General features: G+C 56.3%; 23 protein-coding genes and 1 pseudogene. 7 read left to right on the forward strand and 17 right to left on the reverse strand.

Features of this window, described 5'->3' with window-relative positions:
• Positions 1-190 precede the first annotated feature (190 nt).
• Complete coding sequence (gene mgtA / locus FrondiHNR_RS12025) at positions 191-2,953, forward strand: magnesium-translocating P-type ATPase (protein WP_279353009.1); 2,763 nt, start codon at positions 191-193, stop codon at positions 2,951-2,953.
• A 91-nt stretch (positions 2,954-3,044) separates the two neighbouring features.
• Positions 3,045-3,755 carry an MgtC/SapB family protein gene (locus FrondiHNR_RS12030; RefSeq protein ID WP_279353010.1) on the forward strand — a complete coding sequence of 237 codons (711 nt, stop codon included), beginning with the start codon at positions 3,045-3,047 and terminating at the stop codon, positions 3,753-3,755.
• 1 nt (position 3,756) lies between these two features.
• Here FrondiHNR_RS12030 and FrondiHNR_RS12035 read toward each other — a convergent pair whose 3' ends face one another.
• The 13 genes and pseudogenes from FrondiHNR_RS12035 to FrondiHNR_RS12095 form a co-directional block, all read right to left on the reverse strand.
• Positions 3,757-4,107: a metallopeptidase family protein gene (locus FrondiHNR_RS12035; RefSeq protein ID WP_279353011.1), complete on the reverse strand. Its 351-nt coding sequence runs from the start codon at positions 4,105-4,107 to the stop codon at positions 3,757-3,759.
• Between the two features lie 33 nt (positions 4,108-4,140).
• On the reverse strand, positions 4,141-5,571 hold the full coding sequence (locus FrondiHNR_RS12040) for a serine hydrolase (protein ID WP_279353013.1): 1,431 nt from the start codon (positions 5,569-5,571) through the stop codon (positions 4,141-4,143).
• A 308-nt stretch (positions 5,572-5,879) separates the two neighbouring features.
• Positions 5,880-6,194, reverse strand: a pseudogene (locus tag FrondiHNR_RS12045) (copper homeostasis protein CutC); the annotation flags it as partial.
• A gap of 64 nt (positions 6,195-6,258) precedes the next feature.
• Entirely contained in the window at positions 6,259-7,251 is a 993-nt protein-coding gene (locus tag FrondiHNR_RS12050; RefSeq protein WP_279353014.1) for an HTTM domain-containing protein, read from the reverse strand.
• A gap of 32 nt (positions 7,252-7,283) precedes the next feature.
• Positions 7,284-8,006, reverse strand: a complete 723-nt coding sequence (locus tag FrondiHNR_RS12055) for a DUF5819 family protein (protein ID WP_279353015.1) — start codon at positions 8,004-8,006, stop codon at positions 7,284-7,286.
• 111 nt (positions 8,007-8,117) lie between these two features.
• The gene (locus tag FrondiHNR_RS12060) at positions 8,118-8,408 is read right to left on the reverse strand and encodes a hypothetical protein (RefSeq protein WP_279353016.1); all 291 of its coding nucleotides are present in this window, start codon (positions 8,406-8,408) and stop codon (positions 8,118-8,120) included.
• A 363-nt stretch (positions 8,409-8,771) separates the two neighbouring features.
• A complete protein-coding gene (locus tag FrondiHNR_RS12065) occupies positions 8,772-9,518 on the reverse strand; it encodes a copper homeostasis protein CutC (protein ID WP_279353018.1) in 747 nt (248 codons plus the stop codon).
• A gap of 57 nt (positions 9,519-9,575) precedes the next feature.
• Positions 9,576-10,049 (reverse strand): VOC family protein, encoded by a 474-nt coding sequence (locus tag FrondiHNR_RS12070; RefSeq protein WP_279353019.1) that lies wholly within the window; start codon positions 10,047-10,049, stop codon positions 9,576-9,578.
• A gap of 102 nt (positions 10,050-10,151) precedes the next feature.
• Positions 10,152-10,682, reverse strand: coding sequence for a GNAT family N-acetyltransferase (locus tag FrondiHNR_RS12075; protein ID WP_279353020.1), 531 nt, complete (start codon positions 10,680-10,682; stop codon positions 10,152-10,154).
• Positions 10,682-10,990 (reverse strand): chorismate mutase, encoded by a 309-nt coding sequence (locus FrondiHNR_RS12080; RefSeq protein WP_279353021.1) that lies wholly within the window; start codon positions 10,988-10,990, stop codon positions 10,682-10,684. Before FrondiHNR_RS12080 ends, FrondiHNR_RS12075 begins: the two co-directional genes overlap by 1 nt.
• A 149-nt stretch (positions 10,991-11,139) precedes the next feature.
• Positions 11,140-12,426 carry an adenylosuccinate synthase gene (locus FrondiHNR_RS12085; protein ID WP_279353022.1) on the reverse strand — a complete coding sequence of 429 codons (1,287 nt, stop codon included), beginning with the start codon at positions 12,424-12,426 and terminating at the stop codon, positions 11,140-11,142.
• Positions 12,427-12,843 carry a DUF3151 domain-containing protein gene (locus tag FrondiHNR_RS12090; protein ID WP_279353023.1) on the reverse strand — a complete coding sequence of 139 codons (417 nt, stop codon included), beginning with the start codon at positions 12,841-12,843 and terminating at the stop codon, positions 12,427-12,429.
• 24 nt (positions 12,844-12,867) lie between these two features.
• The gene (locus FrondiHNR_RS12095; protein ID WP_279353024.1) at positions 12,868-13,509 is read right to left on the reverse strand and encodes a TrmH family RNA methyltransferase; all 642 of its coding nucleotides are present in this window, start codon (positions 13,507-13,509) and stop codon (positions 12,868-12,870) included.
• Positions 13,510-13,678: 169 nt separating this feature from the next.
• Between FrondiHNR_RS12095 and FrondiHNR_RS12100 the strand changes: the two genes are divergently transcribed.
• Together FrondiHNR_RS12100 and FrondiHNR_RS12105 are read left to right on the forward strand one after the other, a co-directional pair.
• Entirely contained in the window at positions 13,679-15,067 is a 1,389-nt protein-coding gene (locus FrondiHNR_RS12100) for an acyltransferase (RefSeq protein WP_279353026.1), read from the forward strand.
• Positions 15,064-16,029: a quinone oxidoreductase gene (locus FrondiHNR_RS12105; protein WP_279353027.1), complete on the forward strand. Its 966-nt coding sequence runs from the start codon at positions 15,064-15,066 to the stop codon at positions 16,027-16,029. Before FrondiHNR_RS12100 ends, FrondiHNR_RS12105 begins: the two co-directional genes overlap by 4 nt.
• A gap of 57 nt (positions 16,030-16,086) precedes the next feature.
• Here FrondiHNR_RS12105 and FrondiHNR_RS12110 read toward each other — a convergent pair whose 3' ends face one another.
• Both FrondiHNR_RS12110 and FrondiHNR_RS12115 read right to left on the reverse strand, forming a co-directional pair.
• The gene (locus tag FrondiHNR_RS12110; protein ID WP_279353028.1) at positions 16,087-16,887 is read right to left on the reverse strand and encodes an arylamine N-acetyltransferase; all 801 of its coding nucleotides are present in this window, start codon (positions 16,885-16,887) and stop codon (positions 16,087-16,089) included.
• A gap of 72 nt (positions 16,888-16,959) precedes the next feature.
• Positions 16,960-18,210 carry a CapA family protein gene (locus FrondiHNR_RS12115; protein ID WP_279353029.1) on the reverse strand — a complete coding sequence of 417 codons (1,251 nt, stop codon included), beginning with the start codon at positions 18,208-18,210 and terminating at the stop codon, positions 16,960-16,962.
• A gap of 141 nt (positions 18,211-18,351) precedes the next feature.
• Here FrondiHNR_RS12115 and FrondiHNR_RS12120 point away from each other — a divergent pair, with 141 nt between their 5' ends.
• Positions 18,352-19,131, forward strand: a complete 780-nt coding sequence (locus FrondiHNR_RS12120; protein ID WP_279353030.1) for a M15 family metallopeptidase — start codon at positions 18,352-18,354, stop codon at positions 19,129-19,131.
• A gap of 676 nt (positions 19,132-19,807) precedes the next feature.
• On the opposite strand, the gene FrondiHNR_RS12125 is transcribed toward FrondiHNR_RS12120, so the two are convergent.
• Positions 19,808-21,748, reverse strand: a complete 1,941-nt coding sequence (locus tag FrondiHNR_RS12125; protein ID WP_279353031.1) for an amino acid transporter — start codon at positions 21,746-21,748, stop codon at positions 19,808-19,810.
• Between the two features lie 214 nt (positions 21,749-21,962).
• Positions 21,963-22,541: a heme-binding protein gene (locus FrondiHNR_RS12130; protein WP_279353032.1), complete on the reverse strand. Its 579-nt coding sequence runs from the start codon at positions 22,539-22,541 to the stop codon at positions 21,963-21,965.
• Positions 22,542-22,733: 192 nt separating this feature from the next.
• Here FrondiHNR_RS12130 and FrondiHNR_RS12135 point away from each other — a divergent pair, with 192 nt between their 5' ends.
• Positions 22,734-23,936: a sensor histidine kinase gene (locus tag FrondiHNR_RS12135; RefSeq protein ID WP_279353033.1), complete on the forward strand. Its 1,203-nt coding sequence runs from the start codon at positions 22,734-22,736 to the stop codon at positions 23,934-23,936.
• Entirely contained in the window at positions 23,933-24,580 is a 648-nt protein-coding gene (locus FrondiHNR_RS12140; protein ID WP_279353034.1) for a response regulator transcription factor, read from the forward strand. Before FrondiHNR_RS12135 ends, FrondiHNR_RS12140 begins: the two co-directional genes overlap by 4 nt.
• The last annotated feature ends 52 nt before the right edge of the window (positions 24,581-24,632 follow it).

Below are 24,632 nucleotides of genomic sequence, written 5' to 3' on the forward strand. Positions count from 1 at the left end.
CGCCGCCGCAACCCCGCAGGGGTTTCTCCCCACGGTGATTCTCTCGCGCCAGTAGCGTCGGCTTTCACATTCTCGTTCGCGTTACCAGGGTATCTAGCCCGACGCGTTCCTCAGTGTGCGCTACACAATACTGTGCAGCGCTGTCTGAAGTGCGCCCAAAATGTAACGCATCAGCCACAAAGGCAGAAAAATGAAGTTTCCAAACGCCGCGGATCGCTCCGCAATCATCGCAGGAGCGGGCACAGTCAACGCTCCAACACCACCGAGAACACCGCGTAAAAACAACAAAAAGAATGAAACGACCGGCCAGAAAACGCTCCTCAGCGAGCAGCAGCAGCTGGCCCTGAGAGATGCGGCGATTCTGCCCTTCGACTCATCTTTAGCGCACCAAGAAACAACCATTGAGGGCCTCACCCCACGAGTTGCGGCAGAACGCCTCGAACAGTTTGGCCGAAATGAGGTCGACCACGACAAGCCGGCCCCGGCAATCGTGCAGTTTATTCGGACGTTCAAAAACCCGTTTATCATCATCCTCTCCTTTCTGCTCGTGATCATGATCTTCACCGACATCATCTGGGCCGACCCGGAAGAGGGTGTGGACTACACGGGCGTGATAACTATTGCCCTGATGGTTCTGGTGAGCGCTTCTCTCAGGTTTTGGCAGGAATTCCGTTCCGGTCGTTCCGCAGAAGCACTCAAGGCTATGGTGCGCACCACGTCGGCGGTCACGCGCTCACGGAACGGTGTCTCGGTAACTCGAGAGATTCCCATCGAGGGGATCGTTCCCGGCGACATCATCCAGCTTGCCGCGGGCGACATGATCCCCGCGGACGTGCGCATCATCCGTTCAAAAGACCTTCAGGTGAACCAATCGATGCTCACGGGAGAATCACTCCCCACAGAAAAGAGCCCCGAACACCTGGTTGCCCTCAACACCAAAGATCTTCTTGAGGCCACCAACCTGGGCTTTATGGGAACCTCTGTGGTCAGTGGTTCGGGAACCGCCGTGGTCCTCGGAACCGGAACCAATAGCTACTTTGGAAGCATGTCGTCAAGCATCACGGGTGCACGGCCCGAGACCAGCTTCGACGTGGGAATCCGCAAGGTAAGCTTCCTCCTCATCCGCTTTATGCTGGTTATGGTTCCAGTAGTCTTCATCATCAACGGAATAACCAAAGACTGGGGCAGCGCCTTCCTCTTTGGAGTCACCGTAGCGGTGGGACTCACCCCCGAAATGCTGCCGCTCATCGTGACCGCCAACCTGGCAAAGGGTGCGCAGTACATGTCCCGCCGCAAGGTTATAGTGAAGCGACTCAACAGCATCCAAAACCTTGGGGCCATGGATGTGCTCTGCACCGACAAAACCGGAACCCTCACCGAGGACCGCATCGTGTTAGAGCGCCACCTTGACCTGAAGGGAAACACAAGCGAAGAGACGCTGTTACTCGCAACCGCAAACGCACACTTCCAGACGGGTCTACGAAACCTGCTCGACCGCGCAATCATCGATGCCGCCGGCGAAGACACCCTCGACCGGGTACTCCTCACCTATGACCTGGTTGATGAGATGCCCTTCGACTTTATGCGCCGCCGGATGTCGGTGGTGGTGGGTGATAGCAAACAGCACCTCATTATCACCAAGGGTGCCGCAGAAGAGGTACTCTCAGTGTGCACCACGGAGCAGTACGACGGTGCGGTTCAAACACTCACCTCGGCCCGCAAAAAAGAGATTCGCGAGCTGATCGCCGAGAACAACTCCCTGGGAATGCGAGTGCTGGCTCTTGCCACAAAGAGCATCACGCCCATCCCACAAGAAGGATCCGAGGCCGACTACTTCACCAGCGACGAGAGCGACATGACACTCGTGGGACTCCTAGCGTTCCTCGACCCGCCCAAAGCCTCCGCCGCCGAAGCAATCAAAAGCCTCCAGAGCCACGGAACCCAGGTGAAGGTCATCACGGGTGATAACGAGCTAGTCGCCGAAACGGTGTGCCGCGACGTGGGAATCGACGTGGGAAACATCGTTCTGGGAAACCAAATCGAAGACCTGAGCGACGAAGAACTGATCGAGCTAGCCAAAAACACCACGGTTTTTGCCAAGATAAACCCCTTACAAAAAGCTCGGATCGTAGAGTCACTGCGTGCGGGTGATCACGTGGTGGGATTCCTCGGGGACGGCATTAACGATGCCGCGGCCCTGCGTGCAGCAGACGTAGGAATCTCGGTTGACACGGCGGTTGATATTGCCAAGGAATCCGCGGACATCATCCTACTCGAAAAGGATCTTACGGTTCTCGAGAAGGGTGTGCTGGAGGGGCGCCGCACCTTTGGCAACACCATGAAGTACATCAAGATGACCGCCTCCTCCAACTTTGGAAATATGTTCTCCGTGTTGGTGGCCAGCGCCATGCTGCCCTTCATCCCCATGATCCCGATTGTTGTGCTGGTGCAGAACCTGGCCTACGACCTGGCGATGCTCACCATGCCCTGGGACCGAGTAGACGACGAATACCTGAAGAAGCCACGCAAGTGGGAGACCAAGAGCATGGCACACTTCATGATTCGCATCGGGCCGATCAGCTCGATATTCGATATCACAACTTTTGCGCTCATGTGGTTTATCTTCCAGGCTAATTCGCCTGAGCACGCGGCCCTGTTCCAATCCGGATGGTTTATCGAGTCAATCATCTCGCAGACGCTGATCGTACACATGATCCGCACCCGCAAGATACCCTTCATCCAGTCGCGCGCAAGCCTGCCGGTAATGCTCGCAACGGGAGCTGTCTGCATATTTGGCCTCATCCTACCCTTCACCAACTGGGGTGCAAGCCTCGGGCTGGTGCCCCTCCCCATGTCCTACTTCCCGTGGCTCGTCGCAACCCTTCTGGCCTACTGCCTCCTCACGCAGTACTTCAAGGTGCGATTCGTCAAGAAGTTTGACACCTGGATCTAAATCGCTATAAAGATACGATCCGCAACAGGTGCGGCCCGGCTTATTCTCCCGAGCCGGGCCGCACCCTCAATTACACAAGAAAGGAATCATCATGGACATCCTCGAGTATGTTCTGCGAGCCGGAGCCGCTCTGATCCTCGGCGGTGCAATTGGGTTTGAACGCCAGTGGCGCGCACGGACCGCCGGTCTACGCACAAACGCTCTGGTTTCCCTTGGCTCCGCGCTCTTTGTATTAATGGGGGCCTTCAGCTTCAGCGGCCCCGGGGCCGACCCCACCCGTGTCGCCGCGCAGGTTGTCTCCGGCATCGGATTTCTTGGTGCCGGGGTCATCATGAAGCGGGGCAGCGGAATCTCAGGCATCAACACGGCCGCAACACTCTGGGCCTCAGCCGCCGTTGGCACCCTCGCCGGTGCCGGGATGTATACGGTGGCGGCCTTTGGGACACTCGCTGTGCTCTGCACAAACGTGCTGCTGCGCAGCCTCACCCAGCGCATGGACCGCTCACCCCTCACCCGAGGTCGTGAAGAGCCAGCCGCAGAATACAGCTTTGAGGTGATCTGCCCCGCGATCCGTGAGCCCGAAACCCGCGACCTGCTTTTTGAAGCGGTTCGGCTCACCCGGTTTAACATTCGCAAAATTGCCTCAACCGATCTTCCCAACAGCCCCAATGTGGCAATTGTGGCCACACTCCTGGCCCAGAAGCGGGACGACGAGCTGCTCGAAACGGCAATCGAACGTGTTATTACCGAACCCGCTGTCTCCAGCGTGCGCTGGTCCGTGCAGGAACACATGGATGATTAGGTTACGCCCAGCCCAACTCTTCTAACTGTTTATCGTCCAGCCCAAAATAGTGGCCAATCTCGTGCACCAGAGTTACCCGAACCCTCGCCCGTAGATCTTCAAGCGACAGGCTGTGCTGCTGAATGTTGTTCTGATAGAGAGTGATGCGATCGGGCAGTTCACCGTACCCATACATGCCACGGTTAGTGAGGGGATGCCCGCAGTATAGGCCGTAGAGTCGGGGGCGTTGCTCGGGCGGTTGGTTCTCGATAAAGATCACAACATTGTCGAGGTTGCCAAACATGGTGTCAGGAATGGCGTCGTACTCTTCCGTAACGATCTTCTCAAAATCTTCGTCGCTGATCTTTACCATGGTTCAATCCTGACACACCCGCGCCCAAGTCTGCTATCCCCGAGACTCCGCGGCCAAGAGAGCAAAAGCATCCTCCACATTGCCAAAGAAGAGCGAAGTAGCGGCCAGGTCCTGGGGGTTTTCAGAGGCACCCTGAATCGTCACCACGTAGGCATCACCCTTTTCGTCCTCCAGATACCAGGAGCCCGCCAACTCCCCGGGTGCGCTTCCACCCTTAAACGCGGTGTAGACCCAGCCATCACCGAGGGTGAGACCCGCTCCCGGATTCAACGAGAGGATGTCGCGAACAGGGGCACCCGCGTCCGTCTGTGCAACCTCCTGTAGGTAGGTATGGGCGCTGACCAGATCCGACGGGTCGGCAAACCAGTCAAGACCGTATTGCCATACCGCGTCGGTCACGTTCTCTACCGGAACGTTAAGGGGTCCGCCAGGAAGCGCTGCAAGCAGGTCGAGACGCTCGGCCCTGTTGCCTTTCTCCCACCGCTCGCGGAGGCTCTTGTCACCGGACCAGCCGAGCTGGGACACCTCACGGGAGTTCAGGAACGGGGTGTTCAGGGCGGGGTCATGGTGGCCCATAGCTTTCATCGCCGCCGTGACGGCATCACGGCCGACCCGGTTAAAGAGCAGGTCGGTAGCCGTGTTATCACTCAGCGAGATCATCTTGGCAGCGGCATCACGGACAGAAACCTGCGTTCCCTCGGCGGCGTCCTGGAGCTCACCGGGCGGCAGGCTCTTCGCGCCTTCCGTCACTGTGAGGGTATCGTCCCAGGAGAGTTCTCCACTCGCAACAGCCTCCACAACAGCACCAAGAACATAGAGCTTAAAAATAGAACCGATAGGCAACACCTTATCTCCGTGAGCGTCAAACACGCCCCCGGGGTCGTCGCCCACCCGGGTGACGGTCAAGCTCGCATCAAAGGGCAGGGCATCGATGTTCTGAGAGAGCTCTTTCCAGGAGGTCGCCGGGGTGCGGGTTTCGGTAGCCTGACCAAAAAATAGCCCGTGGATAAGGCCCTGACCATCAACCGCAATACTCATGTCGACCCCCGGTCCGCTAGAACCATACATGGTGACAATCATTTGAACCTCCGAGGTCTCCTGAACAATCGTAGGAACCCACTCCCGCTGCGCGCGGAGCCCGTTCAGAATTGCCGCCAGGTCAACCGCGGGAGCCTGATCGAGCATCACCTGCGCAAAGTGCGAGGCAACCTCCTCCGGACTCACCTCCTGTGGCCTGTTCAAGGTGTCCAACACCCACTGCCCCTGAACCCCCACAACGGTCTGCGGCAGACTTACCGGCACCCGGTTGACGGATGTGGTGGGTGCGCCCGACGGCTTGGGTTCTGTCGCCGCACAACCCGCGAAAACCAACATTCCTGCGAGCAAGGCAGCGGAGATCCGTGCCCGGCGAGAACGGAAAATAGCGCGGGAACGGGCAGCGGTTGGGGGTTGAAAGTGGCTCATCACACCTCAAGTATGACTGAAAACACTACAAGCCGGAGCTAAAAGATATCTTTATCCGGGCCGTCCCAGCAACGGGCCATCCACATTTCCCTGGCCCACGGCCCTAGGCGGGTCGATTGGTTCACTCCGAACGGTTAACGTGAAACCAATCTATAAATCAGGCTCGGCAAAGTAGGGATATCGAATCGTTCGCGCAACCCTGGCCGCCATAAAAGTACCCAGTATCACGGAGACAAGAAAGAGTGCAGCTGAGCAGACAAAAGTTGAAACCGCCATTTCTACCGGCAGCAGGAGACTAATGAAAGACCCTAAAACACCAACAACAGAGCCTCCCAGATGGGTAACCGCGCTGCAGCGTTACCACGTCTCCACGCTTCATCGGATGCCATAATCGAGGGGAGTCTCAATCCCGCTAAATTATTGATTCCCAAACGCCCGCGTGCCACTAGCTCAATGACAATCACGACAGCGGCAATAGCGTCCACAGTCACGCCCCCACCCGCCATGATCTGCACACCACCAGCTGCATGCTCCACCATTTGAGCAAGCAGATCTCGACCATCGATGCTCGCAGCGGCCTGACCCGACGTGAGAACCCTACCTAGTTCCTGGGCACGAACCTCGTCAAGAGTCGTGAGACGGAAGAAGACCTGTCTAACCCGCTAGGAACCCTAGCTACGGTCACTATTACTCACCGCTAGCGTATACCGGAAGCGACTTTTTAGAGAAGAACATCCGGGTTCGAATCCACACGCGAAGAAGTCTGAACCGCACATAAATAGCTTGCAGATCACGATCCCCCAGAAGGAACAAATCAGAAACGATCATAATTCCAGAGAAAAAAGGTAATCCCATAAAAATTCCTATACACACATGCATCGCCATAACCATAGGTAGCAGAATTATTTTAAGTAGACGACTCACCAGCACAAAAGGCAAAAATAGTTGCGCAAAAACGACCCCGTAGGTCGCGGCAACTACCACGATAGGACTCTGATAGATCAGAGAGGTCAACTCGGGCCAAGTATTGTATTCAGCGGTTCGGAGAACATAGTAGAGAGCTGTTCCATTTTGCCATTTCTCTCCCTGGACCTTATACAGGCCTGAGGCGAAATAGAGAAAGCACACTTGAGTAACGCACGCGATCAGCGCGGTATTATGCGCTACCGTACCCAGCGATGTTTTTCTCCCGACCCTTCCATTGCGACTAAACCACCTGCGACGAATTAACGAATCAAGGGAATACCGAGCAGTTACCTGCGCAAACACCAGATAGAACACAAGAATGCGCATGAGATTATCTCCCCCGTTGATGACATATGGGTTACGAATTTGCAGCGACCACAGGAGAACGTAGAAGCAGACCGTAGTAGCCCTTCCCCCCAACCCCAGCACGAAAAGCAACGCAACCACCAGCAGGGCAAAGTATAGAGTAATCCCCCATCCTTCCGCCCCAGAGAGCGCAAAAAGCGATGGCTCCCGAGACTCCCGAGACTCCGCTAAAAATAGCTCCCAGCTATAGTTCGACCCTGACCCCCAGATCTTGTCTCGAACAGGCAGGTTAACAAGCAAAAAGGCAACAACTATCGCGCCAAACCCGATACGAACAATCGCAAGAGTCCGGGTTCCGTGACGGTTTGCTGTCATCCACAGCATAAACCCACTGATGATATAACGCACTGTTAATCGTCTTCTCGCGGGATAGTGATAACTCACGGAACAACTTCATTTCCCGCAAGATCCAGCCAAGGACTCTCGCTATAGCTGGTTTTCCCCAGACCCGCGCTAACTCGTTCGGACCATCGCGGAAACTCATGATGGACAACCCGAATCTTCACTGCGTCGGGTAGAGCGCCATAGCTACTCATCATGAGCGCCATCGCTGAGGCAACAACCATCTCCAGAGCCCTACGGTAGTTTTCCTGTAGTCCTTGCGGAGCAGCGTCAAGGGTTTCTTTCTCTAAGAAAAACTCCTGCTCTTGGGCATCGGGACGCACCCCTCTAACAGCCTTATCTTCAAGGAGCGTGGAGCGCGCAGCAAAAAGTTTTGATCCCGCGCGTGAAACCATAAAACTTAAATTATCAGGAAGAAGATTGTGCAGTCGCCTCTCCAAGCCTGGGCTAGTAATATCTAAGTATTCATCAACACTCTCACCGTCAAAAGAACCCCTCACAAGAATCCCCGTATCGTACGACACCGGCTCTGGGGCGAAGAAAGCCCAATTCTGGGTAAAAAACGGTGTGGTCCACAGTGATATCGTGACACTAAACTGTTGAGAAACAGGGTTTGACGGGGCAATGTGTAAAAAAATAATTCCGAAGTGGAACAACAATAACCCCGTAGCACCAACTACAAGCAATCGAGACCAGATTCCGGGAAGAGCACTATTATTTCGAGTTGAGATTCGATCCTGGCGGGTAACTCGTGGACACATATCTAACTCCAAAGCGCAAAGGTTTTGTATCAATCAGTCTGACGTGCACGAAGCCCGTGTGGGAGTTTCAGCGCTCTCTAGGAGACTCTGAAGCGCCCACACTAATTCCCTTTAATCAAACGCAGTAGGATCTGCAGAGATAGAGCCTTTAAACTGCGGGAAGATCGGAACAAAATTAGTCGCACGTGTCACTGTATCAACAGTGAGCGTTTCCCCCGTCGCGTCTTCGACCGGCTGTGCAACTTTCCGCGGCTTCTCCACGTCAGTCCCCCGTCCGTCACCAACAGTCGCAACGTTGGCATCTAGGATCTTGTTTAGAGTGACTGCCCCGGCAACGGTGGAGAGGGTAAATCCAACTACCAAAGTTGCACCGATGAAAATTCTACTAAATGAGTATCTCATATTCTTTTCCTCAACTTATAGGATGCGATAGTTCAAGCCACTAGAGCTTTCCTAAAATATATCTGACCCTACTTTTATATATCAAATAAAAATTTTTATTATATTCAAAATTTATATAAAAGTGATGGTGCATTATGCTGCAAATCATACTCAGACATAAAGTGGTGACCGGTAAATCCAAGGCATTAAAACCACGACCAAATTTGCAAATCTTTGTGGCAAGATCACGAACTAGCCCCACACGGCATCAAGAAATTTTTCCAGGACCCCTGACATCTAGAAGAATCTCTCTATGGAATCTATCTGGGGATCAGGGGCAGATTTCCTCAGGCAGAATCAAACCCCTTACCCAGGCAGAACATTCTAGTCAAAGGGCACACCTCTCGCGGCCTGCACTGCCGCACGAACAGTGTCGGGACTCGTCACATCGTATTCGGCCACTCCCCCGCCCGGCCCGCTCGGGGTCTGCACGGCGGCCACAGTTTTTGCCGAGAGGTGGACAGCGTCGATACCGGTTGCCGCCAGTGCGGGAATAGCGTCCACAGCCACGCCCCCACCCGCCATGATCTGCACACCACCAGCTGCATGCTCCACCATTTGAGCAAGCAGATCTCGACCATCGATGCTCGCAGCGGCCTGACCCGACGTGAGAACCCTCTCTACTCCCAGGGCACGAACCTCGTCAAGAGCCGTGAGTGGGTCCGGAACAATATCAAGGGCCCGGTGAAAAGTGACCGTGAGATCCTCCGCCACCTCCACAAGAGTGCGGATGGCCCGAACATCAATCGAGCGATCCTCCAGAAGCGCCCCGATGACAACACCCGCCGCACCCACAGCCTTAACCGCCCGAATGTCACGCACCATGGTTGCGATCTCCATATTGTCGTAGACAAACCCGCCGGGACGCGGGCGAATCAGGACGTGGACAAAATCATCACGCCCCGCGCCCGTTGCTGCCGCTACAGCGCCCTCAATGGTTCCCAGCGAAGGGGTCAATCCTCCCGTGACCAATGCACTACACAATTCAATCCGGGTGGCTCCGCCGCTGAGGGCAATATCAGCCCCCGCAACGTCCTGAACCGCTATCTCAACCGCCAGCTGGGTACCCATCAAGACCTCTCACAATAAGTTCTCCCCATAGCTCATGCATAGGGGGCTCAAAACAGCCTAGCCGTCTGAAGCTGCCTGCAATTCCCTGATCACAATTTTTGTCTGCCCCAGCATCACCCGCATGACGCGCGCCACGCGCTCCGGGTTGTCCTGCGAGAGCAACGTTCCCAAGATGGGCGGAACAATCTGCCACGACACCCCATACCTGTCTTTGAGCCACCCACACTGACCAGGAGACCCGCCGTCTGCCGTCAACGCGTTCCACAGGTGATCAATTTCCTGCTGCGTATGCGCATCTACGGTAAAGGAAACCGCCTCGGTAAACTCCACATGAGGCCCCCCGTTAAGCGCACTAAATTTCACCCCGTCAAGCTCAAAAATTACGGTCAGAGCCGTTCCCTCGGGTAGTGGCGCTCCCTCACCGTAATAGCTTGTCTCTAAAATGCGTGAATTTTTGAAAACCGAAACATAAAACTTTGCGGCCTCTTCGCCATTATCGTTAAACCAGAGTGTCGGAAATATGTTCTGCATGTCTCTCCCTTGGAAAGCGTAGACCATCGATGATAACGTGCTACTCATCCTAACCCTCGATTGACGCGGGTGAGGAGCGAGAACCCCAAAGCCCAAAAACCTTTACACCAGGTCCTTGCGCAAAACCACAAAGTGCAGTGAGGGAAGTTGGGGGGATCCAGCAGAAGGATCGTCGTAAGGGAACGGCATGGTCACTCCGGTTTTACGATAGCCCCGGCGCTCATAAAACTCAATGAGCTCATCGCGTCCGCCAATAACACCGAGCTCCATACGCAGAATGTTCCAGGCCGCGGCGGCGTAGCTTTCGGCCTCCGCCATCAATTTCTTGCCGATTCCCAATCCCTGAAGATCGGGCCTCACCGCAAACATCCCGAGATAACCGGTTGATTCACTGGCCCTCTTCGTGTGAACGCACCCCACGATTTCAGCACCGCGTGTTATCAACACCATCTCACTATCGGCATCCTGAAGGTTACCCCTGATGGCTTCCACCGTGGTTCGTGGCCCATGAACCAGATCGGCCTCCGTGGTCCATCCGCTTCTGCTGGACTCACCACGATAAGCCGAGGTAATGAGAACAAGGAGGGCTTCGGCGTCCTCGAGGATCGCTAGCCTTGAGGAAAGCACATTCATCAGTCTTTTGCTGCGGGCTGGGTGCTCGCAATGTGCTCGTGATGCTTGATAACCTCGGCAACCACAAAGTTAAACCACTTCTCAGCAAAGGCAGGATCGAGGTTGGATTCTTCTGCAAGCCTGCGCAGGCGCTTAATCTGCCGTTCTTCTCGCGCCGGGTCGGCGGGAGGCAGGTTATGCTTTGCTTTCAGCTCCCCCACCTGCTGCGTGCAGCGAAACCGCTCGGCCAGCATATGAATCAACGCAGCATCGATATTATCGATGCTGTTACGCAAAGCCTGTAGCTGCGCGGGAACTAAATCGTTCATCAGCTCTCCTTTGATCGGGTATCCTGTCAGTTTATTACGCACCCGCGCCCACACACTGATATTTTTCCCGTACCCGGGCACAATTCCCGTGATCCTCGCAGATAGGCTCCGCCAGGACTCACCCCACCAATGCGGGGAAAAGACGCACCCTAATCGAGCAGATCGTGCAGAACCACAACCTGTTCACGCTCCGGCCCCACACCGATTGCCGAGAAACGAGCCCCGCTCATCTTCTCAAGCGTACGCACGTATTTCTGAGCGTTCTCGGGCAAATCTTCAAACTTACGGGCACCCGTGATGTCTTCTGACCAACCCGGGAATTCCTCATAAATAGGCTTGGCATGATGGAAATCCGTCTGATTCACGGGCATCTCATCGTAGCGCACGCCATCAACATCGTAGGCGACACAAACCGGAATCTTTTCCAGGCCTGAAAGCACGTCGAGCTTGGTGAGCACGTAGTCCGTCACCCCGTTAATGCGGGTGTTGTAGCGCGCGATGGGGGCGTCGTACCAGCCACAGCGGCGTGGACGACCGGTGGTGGTTCCAAACTCAAAACCGTTGTCGCGCAGATAGTCGCCCCACTCGTCAAAGAGCTCGGTGGGGAACGGACCCGAACCAACCCGGGTGGTGTATGCCTTGATCACGGCGATCACCCGTTCGATGCGCGAGGGGGCGATACCCGCACCGGTTGCAGCACCACCCGCGGTGGCGCTTGACGACGTCACAAACGGGTAGGTGCCGTGATCCACGTCAAGCATGGTGGCCTGACCCGCCTCAAAAAGAACCGTCTTACCCCGGTCGAGCGCCTCGTTAATCTCGTAGGAGGTGTCGGCCACCATGGGACGCAGGCGCTCGGCGTAGCTCAATAGCTCGTCCACAATCTCGTCGACCGTAATGGCACGACGGTTGTATACCTTCACCAGAAGCTGATTCTTTTGCTCCAGCGCACCCTCCACCTTCTGACGCAGAATATTTTCGTCAAAGAGATCTTGAATACGGATACCAACCCGATTGATCTTATCGGCGTAGGCCGGGCCAATACCGCGACCGGTGGTGCCAATCTGGCGCTTACCCAGAAAACGCTCCGTGACCCTGTCAAGCGTGCGATGGTAGTGCGTGATCACGTGCGCGTTGGCACTCACGCGCAGCCGCGACACGTCAACACCGCGAGCCGCGAGCGCATCCAGCTCTTCAAAAAGTACTTCTATGTCAACAACAACACCGTTTGCAATAACGGGGATCACTCCCGGAGTGAGGATACCGGAGGGGAGCAGGTGCAGGGCATACTTCTCATTGCCCACCACCACCGTGTGTCCGGCATTGTTTCCGCCGTTAAACTTGACCACGTACTCAACGCGGCTTCCGAGAAGATCTGTTGCTCGTCCCTTACCCTCGTCACCCCACTGGGCACCAATAATCAATACGGCAGGCATTTACTCTCCCCTGTCTAGGTGTGCAATAACGTCGGGATCTGCACCATTCAAAAATTCGGTGAGACGTGTAATTTCTGGTTCCTCACCGATCTCTGCGGCGGAGCGACGAAGAGCGTACAGTGCGCGCAACACTCCGCGGTTGGGCTCGTGCGACCACGGTATAGGCCCCTGCCCCTTCCATCCGGCCCGACGAAGAGAGTCTAGCCCACGGTGGTACGCAACGCGAGCGTAAGCATAGGCGGGCAGGGTCTCGCCCCGCGCATGCGCGTCCTCGGCCAACCTGGCCCAAGCGAGCGATGAAGCGGGGTGGGCACGTGCTATCTCTGCGACGGGGGTGCCGTTTGCAATCGCCTCGAGCACGTCGTCTTCGGCAGGCAAATACGTGGGCGGAATGCCCAGCAGGTTATCTAGGGTCACACTCCATGCTATCCCACGACCGCCTCACGCGCCGTTTTTAGTGTGCTGCGTTACCCACGAAAACATGGCCACCGCGGCCGCAGCGGAGGCGTTGAGGGAGCGGGTTGATCCATACTGGGTGATCTCCACCACGGCATCCGCAGCGTTGATTGCCTCGGGAGAAAGCCCGGGACCCTCCTGACCAAAAAGCATAATGCACTCTTCGGGCCAGTTAAAGGTCTCCATGGGTACACACCCGGGCACGTTATCAATCGCGATAAGGGGAATCTCCCGCTCACCTGCCCACGCCACCAGGTCCTCCACGGTAGCGTGGTTCAGAACGTGCTGGTAGCGATCCGTCACCATAGCCCCGCGCTTGTTCCAGCGTTTACGGCCCACAATGTGAACGGTATCGGCCGCAAACGCGTTGGCGCTACGAACGATTGACCCGATATTCATATCGTGCTGCCAATTCTCAATCGCCACGTGAAACGAGTGCCGATGCTCATCAAGATCCGCAATGATGGCATCCATCTTCCAGTAGCGATACCGATCGATCACGTTGCGCGTGTCACCAAATTGGAGAAGCTCAGTGTCGTAGTGATCACCCTCCGGCCACTCTGCCGGGCCCCCGGGCCACGGCCCAACACCGGCGGTAGACAACTCGTGCGTTGGTGAAGAATTCATTCGCCTATTCTGCCATTCGTGCTCGTCGGAGACGAATCGATGTGCTGTGAGAAAACGGTCATTACCGACCGTGTAGAACGCTCTGTCGTGTGTGAGGGTCACATTTTTCCTGTGAGATCGGCTTCTTTTCAGTAGACTCGGCATCAACACCCCGATCACTGGAGAGCAGATGACGCCCTCGTCTCAATCCGACCCCTCAGCCCCGGGTACACCACTACCCAAGGCCCAGGCTAGCTCCGTCAAGCAAGCCGGGTCCGCCAGACCTACCAGACCCGGTGCATCCACCAGACCCGTGTCCGATATCGTACAGCGAGCACAGCAAAGCGGCCGTGATCTGGTGATCGATGCTGCGCGGGTTTTCTGCTTGGTTCTTGTGGTGATCCTCCACACCCTGATGGTGGGCCTCTACTATTCACACGGCGAGATCGCCCAGATAAACCCGCTGGAGCGCGAAGCGTGGTTTCCGCTGGCCTCGTGGGTGGGACAGATCATGCCCCTCTTCTTTGTGGTGGGAGGGTTTGCGGGCATCACTTCCTGGCGCAGGGCGGAAGCTAGCGGCGATACCCCCACCCGTTATCTGCGGAGGCGGCTCATACGGGTGTTGCGCCCCACCATTCCTCTCCTCCTCTTTCTTACCACCGTGTTCTGGGCAGCGTACTTAGCGGGGGTTCCGCGTAAACTTGTCGACCTTACGGCCCTCGGGGCCGGGCTTCCTCTCTGGTTCCTCGCCGCCTACATCCTGACACAAGCATTTTTGCCTCTCACCGCTCGACTTCACTCACGCCATCCGGTAGTACTTTTTCTTTCCCTGTGTCTGGCCGCAATTCTGGTAGACACTGCGCGCTTCACCTCGGGATTTGTCGAGCTGGGTCTCCCTAATCTTCTTTTTGTGTGGCTCGCGGTGCAGCAGCTCGGTTTCTTTTACGCGGACGGGCAATTTCGCGAGCGCTCCCGCGGGGTGCTCGTCGCGGTTATCCTCGTCGTTTATGGGGTCATCACAGCACTCACCTTTGGAACCGGAATATACCCGGTCGATATGCTCAGGAACCTCAACCCGGCAACCGTGCCGCTGATCCTGCTGGGGATAGCCCAGATCTGCCTGCTACAGCTCCTCTACCCCGCGGTCTCTCGCCTCATGAGGATTGGGGCGGTGGTCGCGGCGTGCGTTCTTGTCGGTAGCCGGGCAATGACAATTTATCTGTGGCACCTTCCCATCATTATTGCTCTGGCGGGAAGCGGTTTCCTCTTGGGGATCGACACCACAACCCCCGGGTCGGGCCTGTGGTGGGCAACCCGGCCGATTCTCCTAGTGACCGCCGGTATTGTTGTACTGGGTGTGAGCTGGATACTGCGGCGCTGGGAGACGCCCCCGGCCCGATTGCCTGGCTCCCACACCGCACGGCAGGCCGTCTGGCTTGCGACGATACTATCCACCGCGGTTTTTGTCGCACAGATTCAATGGGGACTCAGCCTGGCGCTCACCCCCGTTGCTCTGGGTGTCGTCACCCTCTCGTATTTTCTTGTTGTACCACCACGATTACAGAAGGGTATTTCATGATCCACGCAGTATCAGCCGCAACCGCAGGTGGCCCCGAGGTGCTTGCCCCGACCGATATCCCGCTCCCCACCCTGGGGCCGGGACAAGTGCTTGTACGCACTCATACCACGGGGGTCAACTTCATTGAGACCTACCAGCGCTCGGGGATATACCCGGTTTCCTTCCCATTTATACCGGGCACGGAGGCGTCCGGAACCGTTGAAGCGGTGGGTGAGGGGGTGGTCTCCCTGACCGTCGGAAACCGGGTGGCCACCTGCCAGGCCTCCGAAACCTACGCGGACGTATTCGTTGTGGATGAGGATCGGGTGTTCCCTGTTCCTCCTACGATTGACCTGGAAACAGCTGCGGCCATCCCGCTCCAGGGCCTCACCGCGCACTACCTCTGCACCTCGGTGCACCCGGCTTCTCCGGGAGAAACCGCACTCGTCCACGCCGGTGCCGGTGGTGTAGGACTGCTCCTCACCCAACTCCTTGTCTCCAGAGGGGTCACGGTGATCACCACCACCTCCACACCGCAAAAGGCAGAACTGAGTAGGCAGGCAGGCGCCACCCACACCATTGGTTACGATAACTTTGCAGCAACAGTGAGGGAGCTCACCGACGGAGAGGGGGTAAACGTTGTCTACGACGGTGTGGGAAAAACGACGTTTGACGGCTCCCTGGCAAGCCTGCGTATTCGCGGCACTCTAGCGCTCTTTGGAGGGGCCTCCGGACAGGTTCCGCCCTTCGATCTGCAGCGCCTTAACGCGGCGGGATCACTCAGCATCACACGCCCGACACTGGGACACTTCCTCCTCACCCCGGAAGAGCGCTCCTGGCGATACAATGAAGTCTTTAACGCGGTCACGCGCGGAGAGCTCCGGATACGCATCGGCACACGTTTTCCCCTGAGCGAGGCGGCAGACGCCCACCGAGCACTTGAATCAGGCACCACACACGGCAAGACTATTCTGACCCGTTAGGGTTGTCGCGGACTCGTCACTTCTTAACGTCCCGGTACGAACCGGGCGCGATCACCCCTACTCAAATGAGCGGAAGAAAAGCTTTGCAACGGTCTGCACCTCGTCGGGCGTGAGGGGATGACTACTCTTGCGACCGTTGCGCACCTCGGTAAGGCTACTGCCGCTGAGAACCTGATGCCCGGTGGGTGTGGGAAGCGCGACCAACAGGCCACGGTTAAAGGTTGACTCGGGCCGGTTGGCAATCGCCTCCCGGACCTCATCCAGTTGGGCGGGGTCGCTCACCACATCGTCCGTGGCAAAACCATAACCGTTTTTCCACTCCTCCCCCGGGGTTCTCAACTGCAGCATGTATTCCGAACCCATCACCTCCCGGGCCACACGGTAACTGCCGTGCGGGGTGCTCACGGTTGATCCATCAAGCGGTACCAAGCCGAGCGGCTGCTTTAACCCAAATCCGACATCCGCTACGTATTCCTTACCGTCAAGCATCACAATGGTGGATACGTGGGTGCGCGGCAGCACAAACCAATCTTCGGTCTTCGCATCGACAATTGTGGCACGGATCACCCGCACATCCAGGTGATTCGCTCGTAAAGCCAGGGCGAGCATTGGATTGGTTTCGTAGCAGAGACCCCCCTCCCAGCGGTCCACTATCTTTGCGGTCAGGCTGTCCGGATCAACCCGAGGATAGTCGGGGTCGGTGAGTGCCAGGTTTTCAAAAGGGATACTGCGGCCAACCGCCACAAGAAAATCGTCAAGCGTCTTGCGATTGAGCGGGGAGGAGCCGAAACCAATCCGCCGGCGAAAGCGGGTATCGAGCTCCAGTGGTGCGGGTGAGTCAAGCCAGGTAGAAGACATGGGGTTCCTTTTCATGGTGCCAGTAAATCTCAACTACAACCTGGGGGATCATATTCCCTCAACCCCATAGAACTATTCCACGAGTGTCACCGCAGGGCCAAGGGCTGTTTGCACAGCTTGTTTTCGTTCGCTCACGCTCGCCTGAAAATTGGATGCTGAGAGAGCGCCTTCCGCGTCCTTCAGCGGATAGATCATCAGGTTCTTCCTCGCGGAGAGGTTTTGTGCGGCCTGATCTGCCGCACTCCACTCGTAGCTCATGTAGGTGGGGATGAAGCGGGGGTTGGTTACCCTATATCCGTCTGGCTTGTTACCCTCGATATCAAATTGGGCGACGCCACCCGTGAGCTGATCCAGTTCAAGCTGGGTGGAGAGCATATTGCCAATCGAATACCACACCAGGGTTTTACCCCCGTCGGGCCTGTCCAGCCAGGTGGTTTCTTGCAGCACGTGGGGTCCCGTCCCAATAACCACGTCAACACCCATATCGGCCAGACGTTTGGAGTAGTCGCGCTGCGGCCCGTCTATCTGAGTTGTATTTTCGGTACCCCAGTGCATCGAAACCATCACAATATCCGCGTTTTGTCGCGCGGTTTTCACCAGGCGCTCAAAAACTGCGGTGTTGCCAAAGAGGTTTACGTTAAAGCTCTCACCGCCCGCGTTATTGTATTCGGCGAAGGCTACAAAGGCCACCCGCACACCCTTGACCTCCGCATAGGCAATATTGTTCTGCTGCTCCTCAGCGCTGCGATTGGCACCACTCACCATTTGGGCATCGAGTCCATCCCAGACGTCAAGCGTGGCGTTAATCGCGTCCTGTCCGCGATCAGCCATGTGATTATTAGCCAGATTGATGGTGTCGCACTTGGCCGCCTGACGCAGGTCACGGGCAAAATCGGTGGGTGCGTTAAAGGTGGGATATCCGGTAATCCCAAAATCTTTGCCTCCGCTGGGAACCTCCTGGTTACAGAACACCAGATCCGAACTCTCGTAAAGAGGGGAGATTTTCTGGAAAAACTGACCGTAGTCGTAGGTTCCGTCGGACTTCAGCGCATTGGCATTAACCGAGTCGTGCGGCAACATGTCGCCCATCGCCGAGACTGTGACCCGTCCCGTCTCCGCGGGTGAAGTTACCGAAGGTGTCGGTGCCTGAGCGGAAGCCACAGCGGTTGGAAGGGGCGCGCCCTCTCCCATGTTTTGGAGCCCCCAATACACTCCCCCGCCCATTCCTGCCAATACCAAAACCGTGGCTGCCGCAATGAGAGTGGTGCGGAGAGGACGGCGCGGTGAACCGCCCTCCGAAGTCGTGGCAGGCTGATTTATCATCCACTCACCCTACTGTGAAAAAGTGTATATTTTCCGATAAACGCAAAAGTCACTAGCAGACTTCCTTCACAAATGACAAAACTCACGCTTCTTTCGGGATGCCTGGTGGTTGATACCAGCTACAACCAGTAGGTTGGTTCCATGTCATCGGCGCTCACTGCTCTAAAAAGGTTTCGTACGGCCACACTCATCACAACCGCCCTCGCGACAATCACCCTGATCACGGCGTGCGCGGAACCCAAGAGTCCGCAAGATCCAGGCGTTCTCTCCACATCAGCACCCGCCGTCACCCCAGCCCCCACAGAGGCACCAGCGTTCGACATCACAAAAAAATCTATTGATGATCCCACCTCTCTCTGGGTTATCAGCAACAAGACGCGGCCCCTCACCCCCATTGACTTTGCACCCTCAGACACCTCGATGCCCGAGGGAATACCCAACGAGTTTTCTCAGCCACTCCGTGAACCCGCCTCCCGCGCGCTGGAACAACTCTACGCGGACGCAACGGAGGCCGGTCTTGAACTGCGCATCACAAGCGCCTACAGAGACTATGCAACGCAAGAAAATCTCTATAACATCTATACCTCTCGAGACGGCCAGGAGGCCGCCGATACGTATTCAGCCCGACCAGGCTACTCGGAGCATCAGACTGGACTCGCCGTTGATCTGGACGACAGCGGGGGCTGCTATGTAAAGGCCTGCTTTGCGGACACTCCGGCGGGTATCTGGCTCGCGGAAAACGCCCCCAACTACGGTTTTATCCTGCGCTACCCGCAGGGCAAGGAATCGATAACAGGATTCACCTTTGAGCCGTGGCACTTTCGCTACGTTGGCCCCGAACTGGCTCAAGAAATGAAACGAACGGATGTGGCCACCATGGAAGAGTTCTTCGACCTCCCCCCGGCACCATCGTATAAATAACCCGAGACACACGGGCAAGAAATCCGGCTTCAAGGATAACAACCGTGGGTGGCGGGCAGTCCCGAGGTATGACAATGAGCCGCTAAATTTCCACCGCACACAAATATCTTTGAGGCACAAAAAAGCCCCGAAAAAACCTGGGGGGACAGGTTTTTTCGGGGCCTGGCCGCTCTACCATCAACGTTCGGATATTAGATTGGGGATTGATCTCCAAACCGTGATGTTTATAAAGAACAGCGGCCACTGGTTTTCCGGCGTTAAGCATCAGAAAACCAAACCTAAAAATTAGGAAGCTACCTTTAATATTTAGTTGTTACTGTTAAAGAGTCTGAATTATCGTATTCCTTACGCATATTCTAAAAAAAATTTTAATATCTTATCTTAGCAAGACTTTATTGTCTGACAACGCATGTGTCCATCTCCTTTACCTTCTGTTTCGCTCGCCCCCGTTTCAACGCAATACAAAAGAGAGTTCTATACCGCACACCCCGTCACTTCAAAACAGCCCAAAAAAGCAATTTTCACCCCTCATTGAGTAAAGAGTTCGCAACCAAAGAAATATTACGCGACTCTTAAAAATGCGCAAGAATCTCCCAGCAACAAGCCCTAATCCCCTCAGATACAACCGTTCTCGTCAACACACACCAACAATAACACCGCGATTACAAACCGGCCCCTAACTCACATGAACGGTAGGTCGACGCCTGATATCGGACTCAGCCTCACGAATAACCTCACGTGTCATCGGTGCAATTTCCCCACTACCAACAAAAAGAAACTTCAACATATTGGAAATAGGGTTGCTCTCGGTCCACCGAAAATATACTTCAGGAACAACAGAGGTCTCATCACGGATCGCGAAGAGCACCGCGGCAATGGTGTTGGGAATATTTCCACTACTCACTCGCAAAACCCGGTAGCCGTGAAGGGTACTCCCCTCCACCACTAGATCCTCCTCAAAATCTGAGGTATCTGTCACCCGAACCTGCAATAGTATTGGCGGTGCATTTCGGGGGAAAAGCGAATCACGCCTGGCCTCCAAAATCTTTCGCTTGTAATCTGGAATCTGCCCGATGTGAGGTTCCACCGCGATCACCCTGATCTTGCCTCGCACCGCGTCTTCCCGCACAAACTCCAAGGCTTGTGCATCCAGAGTCACGCTCTGGGCACGCACTTCAAACGAGCGACGCATACGGGAGATGAGAGACACCACCAAAATACCCGCAATGAAAAAACTAGCGATTCTGAGACCATCCGGCCTCTCAAAGATATTCAACACGGTGGTATAAAGAAAAGCCAGCGTCACCAACAGGAAAGCGATAAAAGCACCCCTCTGCCGCTTCCGCAACGCAGAAATTGTCACCGCGACGGAGGCCGAACTGATTAAGACCAGCACCCCCGTCGCATACGCCCCACCCTGGGCATCAACATCCGCCTGGAAAATAATCGTGACAAAAAAGGCAATAGCAGTAAATACCAAAACCAAGGGTCGAACCGCACGCGCCCACTGCGGAGCCATACCAAAACGCGGAAGGTAGCGCGGCACCAGGTTAAGCAGACCCGCCATTGCCGAAGCTCCCGCAAACCACAGGATAGCGATGGTGCTGACATCGTACAGGGTGCCCCACACGGGGCCAAGGTACTCGTGCGCAAGATAGGCCAGGGCACGACCGTTTGCCTTTCCACCGGGCTGAAACTCATGCTGAGGGATCAGCAGAGTAGTGAGAAAGCTCGACGAGAGCAAAAAGACGCTCATAGTGAGAGCAGCAGCGGTGAGCAGACGCTTCGCCCCCACGATGCGACCGAGGGGACGCTCCTCCGTATCCCCCTTATCCCCACGAATCTGTGGCATCACCGCCACACCCGTTTCAAAACCAGACAGCCCCAGCGCAAGCTTCGGAAACACGATAAGGGCAAAAGCCGCCGCGAGCCACGGGTTGCTGTGCTGCGCAGTGAGCGCAGCCCACCAATCGGTGATGACAACCGGACTGTGAGCCACACGGACCGTCGCTGCAATAATCACAGCAACGTTCAGGGCAAGATAGGCCGCAACCAAAATGACCGCCACGCCAATGGCCTCTTTAAACCCGCGCAAAAAGATAAACGCAAGAGCCGAGATAAGCACCAGGGTAATAGGTACCTCGTTACCACTGAACCAGGAGGGAGCAAAAGGGTTCTCAACGGCGTGAGCCGTGGCGTCCGAAGCGGAGAGCGTGATGGTGATCATAAAGTCGGTCGCAGCGAACCCCAGCAAAACGAGTACAAAGATCTTGCCTGTCCACCAGGGAAGCAGGTGTTCCAACATGGCAATAGAACCCGACCCGTGGGGGCTCTCACGCGCAACACGACGGTACACGGGAAGTGCACCAGCAAGGGTCAGTAACACAAGAACTATAGTGGCAAAAGGCGAAAGCAACCCTGCGGCCAACGCCGCTATGGCGGGTTGGTATCCCAGCGTAGAAAAATAGTCCACCCCTGAAAGACACATCACCCGCCACCAGGAATGGGGCTTTCTCACCACTTGAGCGTGAGGGCCCTGATGCGAACCGTGATCGTCAATAAGTCCGGAAAGAAGCCACGAGCGGAATCGACGCCTGCCCTCTCCTCCGTGACTCATCTTTGTTATCCTCTCAGGCGTGCAACAGCCGCTCCTGCCCGTTACACACCATTGTGATCGGTCTATCACATGTTCCTGCCCCAGCCTAGCGAGACTAATCTCCGGCCACAAACAATAAACACACAAACGGCACCTCCCCTATGCGGGTGCCGTTTGTGTGTTCTATGCGGAGACTCAGAGGGCTGCCTCCGTATCTGCACCGGGCAAGTTACCCCTAAGACGCGTTTGCCTCTTCGGTGAGGATAAGAGCACCAGCCGTGGCACATCCCTCGTCAACCATTCCATCGGGTGCCCCACCCACGCCGATGCCAGCAATGTTTGCGTTACCCAGCTTGATCGGAACCCCACCCGGCAGGAACAAGGTGCCGTCGAGATCACGCAGAAGCTGGGCGCCATCATTAACACGCTGGGCGAGCTCGGAGGTATTCACGCCCCAGGCAGCAGCGGTGTAACCCTTCTGAGTTGCAGCGTCAATGGTGTGGGCCGCGGCGCCATCTCCACGCAGCAGAGCCTGGACCTGACCGTAGCGGTCAACAACGGCCACCGTCACAAATCCCACGCCGTCGGCGCGACACTGATCAAGGGCAGCCTGCGCCGCAGCCATCGCAGAATCGGCGCTTAAACGAGGAACCTGCATGGTGTGTGACTCATTAGCGTCAACAGCAGGAGCGGCAGAAACTGCCGGCTCGGCAGCCGAGTTTGAACCTTCTGTGGCACACGCGGCCAGGGTGCCAACCAGTGCAAAGCTGGCGGTGAGAGCTCCCAGGCGGCGAATAAGGTGTGAGGTTTTCATGAGTGACTCCTTGGTGTTGGATAATTACTTATACACACAGTCTGATTCCGGAGGCCCGGGAGACACATCACCCGATACGTACCGTCCCTAATCAGCCTCCTCGACGGCGAGGCGTCCTCCGTTTGGAGGATGCGTTAAAAACCCAAAAAATTCTATGATTGTGTCAGCTTTAGTTAGGCAAGGTGGTGAGGGGTGTCTCGGCGCAAAACCAATTTTGATCGAGCAGGATCCTCCTCCCTGGTCACCCTGATTGACCTGGCCTTTTATGCGCTCCTTGTTACTTCAGCTGGACGCTATCTCAGCAGCCACGGTCTCGATGGAGCGTGGTACTGGGTGGCCGCGCTCAGCTCGGTTCTTGCGGTCGCCTACGCTTCTCTCCGCTGGCTACCCCCGCGAGGGGCGGCCGTCGGATCTCTCGTGGTTCTCTCACTGTGGAGTGCGCTCGTTTTTCTCGCGCCCAGCTTTTGGTGGTGCGCATTCTCCCTCTTTTTTATCAGCCGCAGACGCCTTCCCCGCTCCCTGTCGATCATTACGGTGGGCATTATTACAACTGTCACGGTGTGGGCGCTGACCGCCCTCGCAAGAAACGTTGAGTGGACCATACCGGTGGGGGCCATTGTTATTGCCATACTGCTCAACTCCGTCTACAGCCGCATTGATCGCGATAACGTAAAACTCGAACGGCTCATTTCCGATCAGATCCGCACCCGAGAACAGCTGGCTTCAACAGAGCATCAGGCAGGTATGCTGGCGGAGCGGCAACGCATCTCACACGAGCTTCACGATACCGTTACCCAGGGCCTTACCAGCTCACTACTCATGATGGAAGCCTCGCTACAAACCTGGGAGTCTTCTCCCGACGATGCCCGTAGCAGCCTGGCCATTGCCACCAACACCGTTCGCGCCAACCTTGAGGAGACCCGCAACATGGTGCACCAGCTCGGCTCCCCGCGACTCGACGGGGTCAGCCTCTCCGCCGCCCTACAGAGGCTCACCGACGAACTACCCGGGGCAGAGTGCTACGTCGAGGGGGAACCCTATCAACTCGACGAGGATACCACCCACGCGGTACTCAGAATAAGCCAGAGCGCCTTAGAAAACGTTCGCCAGCATGCACAAGCGAAACAGGTCCGGCTCACACTCACCTACCTTCCCAAACAGGTAAACCTCGACATTCTCGACGATGGCGTGGGCTTTGTCCCCGACCAAACGGCCACTCCCTCAGCGCGCGGCGGCTACGGCCTCCGCGCGATGCAGCAGCGTGTCGATACGCTCGGGGGCATTTTTACCATTGAAAGCACACCGGGAGAGGGAACCGCCATAGCCGCGCAGTTTCCCACCGCACCGATCACCTCAAATCACTTCGACTCCATCCCCTACAGGGCCGCATCATGATCCGCGTTTTACTAGTGGATGACCATGCGGTAGTGCGGGCGGGCCTCCGACTCATGCTTGAGACTCAGCCCGATATTGAGGTGGTGGGCGAAGCGGCAAGTGGCGAAGAGGCCGTCGCGCTCCTCATGCACAATCCATCCGATCTGGTGCTACTTGATCTTGAGATGGGTGTCGGTATGGACGGGATAGCCACCACCAAACTCCTACGGGAGACCTACCCCAGCATACAGGTCCTCATCTTTACCACCTACGACACCGACGCCGATATCGTGAGAGCGGTCGATTCAGGAGCAATCGGGTACGTCCTTAAAGCCTCACTGCCCGAGGAGATATTCCGTGCCATTCGCGCAGGAGCCTGTGGAGAAAGCGTGCTGTCCCCACCCGTAGCGTCCCGCATCATGCAGCAACTCCAAAACCCACAGGAAGCACTCACCCCGCGAGAAGCAGAAATTCTCGAGCAGCTCTCCAGCGGGCTCAGCAACAAAGAGCTGGGACGACGCCTCTTTATCAGCGAAACCACCGTTAAAACACATCTTGCCCACATCTACACAAAGCTTGGAGCAGATGGACGCGGCTCCGCCATAGCCATTGCCACCCAACGCGGAATCATACGCCCGCCCAAAGCTCAAACCGAAAAAACCTAAACAGCAACAAGAAGGACACAGGATCGCACACTCCACTTAGGAAATCTATACG

It is taken from the genome of Lysinibacter sp. HNR (genome assembly GCF_029760935.1).
Classification (GTDB): Bacteria; Actinomycetota; Actinomycetes; order Actinomycetales; family Microbacteriaceae; genus HNR.

What these genes read in the sequence shown, in the direction of transcription:
- mgtA (WP_279353009.1), top strand. Translation starts at nt 191, where the DNA reads ATGAAGTTTCCAAACGCCGCGGATCGCTCCGCAATCATCGCAGGAGCG.
- FrondiHNR_RS12030 (WP_279353010.1), top strand. Translation starts at nt 3,045, where the DNA reads ATGGACATCCTCGAGTATGTTCTGCGAGCCGGAGCCGCTCTGATCCTC.
- FrondiHNR_RS12035 (WP_279353011.1), bottom strand. Translation starts at nt 4,107, where the DNA reads ATGGTAAAGATCAGCGACGAAGATTTTGAGAAGATCGTTACGGAAGAG.
- FrondiHNR_RS12040 (WP_279353013.1), bottom strand. Translation starts at nt 5,571, where the DNA reads ATGAGCCACTTTCAACCCCCAACCGCTGCCCGTTCCCGCGCTATTTTC.
- FrondiHNR_RS12055 (WP_279353015.1), bottom strand. Translation starts at nt 8,006, where the DNA reads ATGTGTCCACGAGTTACCCGCCAGGATCGAATCTCAACTCGAAATAAT.
- FrondiHNR_RS12060 (WP_279353016.1), bottom strand. Translation starts at nt 8,408, where the DNA reads ATGAGATACTCATTTAGTAGAATTTTCATCGGTGCAACTTTGGTAGTT.
- FrondiHNR_RS12065 (WP_279353018.1), bottom strand. Translation starts at nt 9,518, where the DNA reads ATGGGTACCCAGCTGGCGGTTGAGATAGCGGTTCAGGACGTTGCGGGG.
- FrondiHNR_RS12070 (WP_279353019.1), bottom strand. Translation starts at nt 10,049, where the DNA reads ATGCAGAACATATTTCCGACACTCTGGTTTAACGATAATGGCGAAGAG.
- FrondiHNR_RS12075 (WP_279353020.1), bottom strand. Translation starts at nt 10,682, where the DNA reads ATGAATGTGCTTTCCTCAAGGCTAGCGATCCTCGAGGACGCCGAAGCC.
- FrondiHNR_RS12080 (WP_279353021.1), bottom strand. Translation starts at nt 10,990, where the DNA reads ATGAACGATTTAGTTCCCGCGCAGCTACAGGCTTTGCGTAACAGCATC.
- FrondiHNR_RS12085 (WP_279353022.1), bottom strand. Translation starts at nt 12,426, where the DNA reads ATGCCTGCCGTATTGATTATTGGTGCCCAGTGGGGTGACGAGGGTAAG.
- FrondiHNR_RS12095 (WP_279353024.1), bottom strand. Translation starts at nt 13,509, where the DNA reads ATGAATTCTTCACCAACGCACGAGTTGTCTACCGCCGGTGTTGGGCCG.
- FrondiHNR_RS12100 (WP_279353026.1), top strand. Translation starts at nt 13,679, where the DNA reads ATGACGCCCTCGTCTCAATCCGACCCCTCAGCCCCGGGTACACCACTA.
- FrondiHNR_RS12105 (WP_279353027.1), top strand. Translation starts at nt 15,064, where the DNA reads ATGATCCACGCAGTATCAGCCGCAACCGCAGGTGGCCCCGAGGTGCTT.
- FrondiHNR_RS12110 (WP_279353028.1), bottom strand. Translation starts at nt 16,887, where the DNA reads ATGTCTTCTACCTGGCTTGACTCACCCGCACCACTGGAGCTCGATACC.
- FrondiHNR_RS12115 (WP_279353029.1), bottom strand. Translation starts at nt 18,210, where the DNA reads ATGATAAATCAGCCTGCCACGACTTCGGAGGGCGGTTCACCGCGCCGT.
- FrondiHNR_RS12120 (WP_279353030.1), top strand. Translation starts at nt 18,352, where the DNA reads ATGTCATCGGCGCTCACTGCTCTAAAAAGGTTTCGTACGGCCACACTC.
- FrondiHNR_RS12125 (WP_279353031.1), bottom strand. Translation starts at nt 21,748, where the DNA reads ATGAGTCACGGAGGAGAGGGCAGGCGTCGATTCCGCTCGTGGCTTCTT.
- FrondiHNR_RS12130 (WP_279353032.1), bottom strand. Translation starts at nt 22,541, where the DNA reads ATGAAAACCTCACACCTTATTCGCCGCCTGGGAGCTCTCACCGCCAGC.
- FrondiHNR_RS12140 (WP_279353034.1), top strand. Translation starts at nt 23,933, where the DNA reads ATGATCCGCGTTTTACTAGTGGATGACCATGCGGTAGTGCGGGCGGGC.